Annotated in this window: 5 protein-coding genes; 1 reads left to right on the top strand and 4 read right to left on the bottom strand. The window is 60.0% G+C overall.

The genetic code is table 11. The features are described from left to right. Positions 1-60: 60 nt before the first annotated feature. From ACXJ7R_RS25310 to ACXJ7R_RS25300, 3 genes are all read right to left on the bottom strand, one after another. Positions 61-318 (bottom strand): PepSY domain-containing protein, encoded by a 258-nt coding sequence (locus tag ACXJ7R_RS25310; protein ID WP_457154209.1) that lies wholly within the window; start codon positions 316-318, stop codon positions 61-63. 339 nt (positions 319-657) lie between these two features. Further along, positions 658-2,178, bottom strand: a complete 1,521-nt coding sequence (locus ACXJ7R_RS25305) for a winged helix-turn-helix domain-containing protein (RefSeq protein WP_457154208.1) — start codon at positions 2,176-2,178, stop codon at positions 658-660. Between the two features lie 383 nt (positions 2,179-2,561). Then, the gene (locus ACXJ7R_RS25300; RefSeq protein WP_457154207.1) at positions 2,562-2,795 is read right to left on the bottom strand and encodes a GcrA family cell cycle regulator; all 234 of its coding nucleotides are present in this window, start codon (positions 2,793-2,795) and stop codon (positions 2,562-2,564) included. A 452-nt stretch (positions 2,796-3,247) separates the two neighbouring features. Here ACXJ7R_RS25300 and ACXJ7R_RS25295 point away from each other — a divergent pair, with 452 nt between their 5' ends. Further along, positions 3,248-3,601 (top strand): hypothetical protein, encoded by a 354-nt coding sequence (locus ACXJ7R_RS25295; RefSeq protein WP_457154206.1) that lies wholly within the window; start codon positions 3,248-3,250, stop codon positions 3,599-3,601. Between the two features lie 176 nt (positions 3,602-3,777). Here ACXJ7R_RS25295 and ACXJ7R_RS25290 read toward each other — a convergent pair whose 3' ends face one another. Next, positions 3,778-4,452 (bottom strand): peroxiredoxin-like family protein, encoded by a 675-nt coding sequence (locus tag ACXJ7R_RS25290; protein WP_457154210.1) that lies wholly within the window; start codon positions 4,450-4,452, stop codon positions 3,778-3,780. Positions 4,453-4,604 lie beyond the last annotated feature (152 nt).

The following is a 4,604-nucleotide window of genomic DNA, read 5'->3' as shown; positions in this document are numbered from 1 at the left end:
GGCGGCGCCAGCGCCAGGAAAGGCCAATAGACCTAAATTCAAGGCGCGTGCCGACGCACTCTATTTGGGCTCGGCGGTCACGGGATCGTAGGTGATTTCGACCTTGGCCTTGTCGGATGTGTAGTAGGTGACGACGTAGGCGCCGCTGTCCCAGTCGACTTCCTTGACATAGCGAAAGCCGTCGCGCTTCTCGACCTTGGCGAGGATCTCCGACAGTTTCTTAGCGTTGGGCGGCGGCAACAGGGGCTCATCCGCGGCAAAGGCCGGCCCGCCGGCGAGAAGAACGGCGACGCTTGTCGCCAGCAGAAATCTGGACATGCTTTCCCTCAAGTTCTCGTCGGACGGAAACTCGCTGCCATGCCGGTTTGTTCCGCAGCTGAAGCGCGTGGCGATTGAGTTCACCGTTTGCAGCTTTCGGAAGAAAAACCGATGCGCCAAAAAAACACGATGCGCCGCTTCAGTATTCATGGCCATATTATGTTGGCGGTTCATTGGGGGTCACTATGCGCGCGCGTCATGTCGTCTTGGTTGCACTGTCAGTGCTTTCCATCCCGGCCGTTTGCATGCCCGTGCAGAAAGCCACCGTTGGAACCTGAACGCTACACGGTCTATTGCATTGGATTGCGATGTTGAGGAAGCAGGCGCGCTTGGGCGGCCCTAGCCTTGGTCCTCATAGGCTGCGAGTGCCTTGGCGACGCCGGCAATGAGGTGTTCAGCATCACTCGCGTGTTCAAAGGCGATTCCGGTTTGCGCAAACTCAAGTGGCGAGTAATCAGGCGCCATCCGCTTGACCTCTGCCATAATGCGCTGAGCTTCCTTCAGTTCGCCGAGTTGAGCGTGACACCCCGCCAGCCTTGCCAGTCGCCAGGGGGTCCTCGGGGGGACCTTGGACATGCTGACAAGCGCTGCCTTGTAATCTCCCGCCGAGTATTGGGCGATGGCGCGATCATAGTGGTACCAATCAGGATGGATCGGGTTGATCCGTATCGCACTGTCAATCGCCGCGAGTGCTTCAAGCGGCCTGCCTCTCATCGTGAGCAAGTAGCCCATTTGCGCAATCGTATCGGCGTCATATGGATTGAGGTCGAACGCGCGTTGAAGGTGATGTTCGGCCGCTTCGAACCGACGGGCAGAGATCAAGGCCTGGGCAAGCACGCGATGGCAGCGTGGCTCTTCCGGCGCCAGCGTCACCGCACACTCCGCACGGTCGATCAATGAAGCAAGCAACGCCGAGGATGCCTCGGCATAGCCACCGATAATGAGATCGGCGAGCGCGGTGTAGGAGTGCGCCAAAGCATAGGTCGGGTCCTTGTCGACCGCAGCCTGAAAGAGGTCGCGCGCGGCCTGATTGTCGTCATCGCCATAACCGCGCAGCCGGGCCAGTCCACGCAGGACAAGCTCATATGCGGCCAGGCTATCGGGAGGCTTCGGAGTTGCCTGCTTGATACCCGCGTCGTCAAGCCGAGCGACCAGCCGGTTCACCACACGGCTGGCGATTTCTTCCTGCATGTCGAAGATCTGGCCGCCAGAAGCAGAAAACGTATCGCTCCAGAGGACTTCACCCGTCGAAGCGGTCATGAGACTGACGGTGACCCGCATGCCGTCTGCGCGGGTCGTCGCCCTGCCGCGGACCAGATAGGTTGCGCCGAGGCTGTCGCCAACGGCACGCCAATCGGAAGCGGAATCCGAGACAAATGCAAATCCGGAATTGCGCGCCAGCACAACGACCGTTCCGAAGCGAGCCAACGCATTGACAATGTCCTCGGCGAAACCGTCGACCAAAGGGGAGTCGTCCGGCGCACCTTCATTGCTGAAGCGCAGGACCGCAACACTCGGCTGTCCAGAGCGCTCTTGTCTTGGCGTATCGGGAAGAGAGAGGACGTAGCCGCGTTTGGCAACCGTGCGGATAATGGTTTGGCTTTCGTCCTGCAGCGCCTTTCGCAACTCCCTGACCGCCTGCGTCAGTGAGTCCTCGGTCACGAACACATCGGGCCATACCGCTGACATCAGTTCAGACTTGGTCGCGACACGCCCGACATTCCGGCTGAGGTAAGTTAACAGATCAAACGCCTTGCAGCGCAGAGCAACGGGTTTCCCATCGCGCACAAGCAGCCCGCGGGCAAGATCAAGCTCGCAACTGCCAAGTGCCARTATGGGCCCACCGTTTCCTTGCGACATCGAATGCCGATCTGACCAGCTCGACCAAACGCAGCCTGATTGGGGTCCCAATCGGCTCGGACGTCAAGGGATCAGAGGAATTTGACCTGTCTTCACCTTGGCTGGAAGTCATCCGCCTCTCCACGGCGATGATCTCCAGCATTTCGAACATTGTTCCAGGCATGGGCGCACAAGGGGACCCAACCATGACGCTGGACGCAAATTCCAGCAGTTCCTGCCGGGCGGCTTGGCGCGTGTTCTCATTCAGCGACATGTTCGACCTCATCCGGTTCGTTCTTCAGAACAATGCAGCCTATGAACGGCCGCGTACCGGRAGATTTCTGAAATTCTGCTGAATCTCTCCCCTTGTCGCGCTTGCGGTCGGGGGAGGCCGCCCGCTTAACTTACGCGGCGCGTCGTTGAGCGGGGTGGAGACCTGAACGGGCTCGGCGAGGGTCGACGGCGGTCACGATGCTGTGGTGGTGATCGCAATAGACGCGATCCGGCGAAGTTGGCCCAGCACAAAAACGGTAACCGCCAGGTACYGACGCGTCTTCGCTCACCGGGTAGCGGCACTGATAGACGCCGAGCTGGATGAGGGGGACGTCTCTCGAAGTTGGTCTGATATTTTCAGGCATGGTTTTCAGGTTCCTAGTTCATGGCCATCTCCGGCTGACGGCCGCAGTGCGACCGCGTCAGGGCGAGCTTCTCTCGTTTTGGAGGGCTGTGGATCACCATATGGTGTTGGTCACAGCATCAATGAAGCCCAAGGCCCTGCTTTCGGAAGCCAGTTATTGCGACTTAAGGCCACACTTACCGCTGGGGTGCGGTTGACAGCGCGAAGGCACCCGGCGGGCGATGTTGTCGCCCCCGGGTTAATCGGCAGGCGGGGTGAGGGGTGGCTTGTGGGCTCAACGCGCTGCGCTTTCGGTTTTTAAGGGCCCTCAACCGGCCAGCCCCGGGAGGGCGATCTGCGGGTGCGAATAACATTTTGTCAGCAGACAGTATGGTCGCGTCCCAGAGCATCTCTCCGAACCGTTGCGCCGGTGCTATAGTGAGCCCGCATGATCAGACAGCAGGGATATGAGGCATGCCCGAAGTCACCCGCCGTACACTGCTCGCGTTCGCCGCCGTGGCCTCGGTCGTTGAACCGACGCTTGCTGAAGGGGAAGGCGCCTCACCCGAATTGCGGGCGCTGATCGGAGCCCATGAAGCGACCTATGTCGGGCTTTACACGGTTGTTCATCAAGCGGGCAGTAGCAGCCACGAACGCAAGAGGGCAGACCGGATTGAACAGGACGCATTGCTGGCCATCTGCTCCTATCCTGCGATCAGCCGAGGCGACCGACGGGCTAAGGCCGAGTACCTGTTGACCGCTGAGGCTCGGGGCGAACTCGACCTGGAAGAGCACATGCAGGCCATCCTGCACTCGATGAAGCGCTGATCGCGGCTCGACGCCATTGTCTTTCCGCGCTGGCGCGTGGTTGGTCGCTCATACTGGAATTCCCACCGCACTCAGCCCGTCGTCGAAGCGACTGCCCCAAGCGTGGCGACGCCGGCTCGAACTAACGGTTTGCATAACACCTGCTGTCCGTGCAGCCGATGTCCGCAACCGCGCCGCTACTGACCAATATGCGACGCGACCGACATCATCGCCTCAGAGTTCGGGTGGGCGCCCAAGCCGCCATCGAAAACTTCGGAGAACGTCCAGCGAACGACGCCGTTGCGGTCGAGCAGGAACTGGCCGGTGAGCTGGCCCACGCCGGTCGCCATCATTTGCTGGTCCGCTTCAGTGATATCGTAATTGTCTTTTTTGTTCAGATATTCGAGCGTGGCAAACGGATCCATCGGCTCAGGCATTTCGCCCGGCACGTTGAGCCGCATCGCCTTCACATCGCTCATCGAGACCTTGTGCGGCAATGCGCTCTCGCCCTCGGTTATTTGCATATTGGGCAATCCAAAGGCGCGGTGTGAAACGCGCTCCGGATCAGATGCAGCAAGCAAACCAACCATCGGATGGTACCGGAGATAAAGGCGCGCCCGCTCGATGGGCGTGTTCACCACCGTGAGGCTTTCGATGCCCTTTGCGTTAAGGGCTGGTGTGAGCAGCGAAACCGTCGCGATATGACGCCTGCAAAACGGACAATGCAGACCTCGATACAGCCCAACCAGCACTGGCTTCTCGCCGCGGAAATCGTCGATAGCTATCTTGCCCTCGCGAGTAATTGCGTCGAGTACGAAATTGGGCGCTCGTTCGCCCAGTTGCAGAGGGCCTACGTCGGCGCGGTCAGACATGCTTGATCCTCCTCGCGGCTCAATCCAGTAACGAAAGCGCGGCGGTACTTCCGGCTCCAGCCGGTGTTCGGCACACACGTCCTGAGCGTGCTGAAATTGCAATGTAGCACAGAGATGGGCGGACGTTGAGGCGCTACCGAAGGCTACGCCTT

Source organism: Mesorhizobium sp. P5_C1, from assembly GCF_054049815.1.
Note: the sequence above shows the minus strand (reverse complement) of the source record. Positions and strands in the feature narration are given on the sequence as shown.

Coding starts and splice junctions, on each gene's coding strand:
- ACXJ7R_RS25310 (WP_457154209.1), bottom strand. CDS start 318: ATGTCCAGATTTCTGCTGGCGACAAGCGTCGCCGTTCTTCTCGCCGGC.
- ACXJ7R_RS25295 (WP_457154206.1), top strand. CDS start 3,248: ATGCCCGAAGTCACCCGCCGTACACTGCTCGCGTTCGCCGCCGTGGCC.
- ACXJ7R_RS25290 (WP_457154210.1), bottom strand. CDS start 4,452: ATGTCTGACCGCGCCGACGTAGGCCCTCTGCAACTGGGCGAACGAGCG.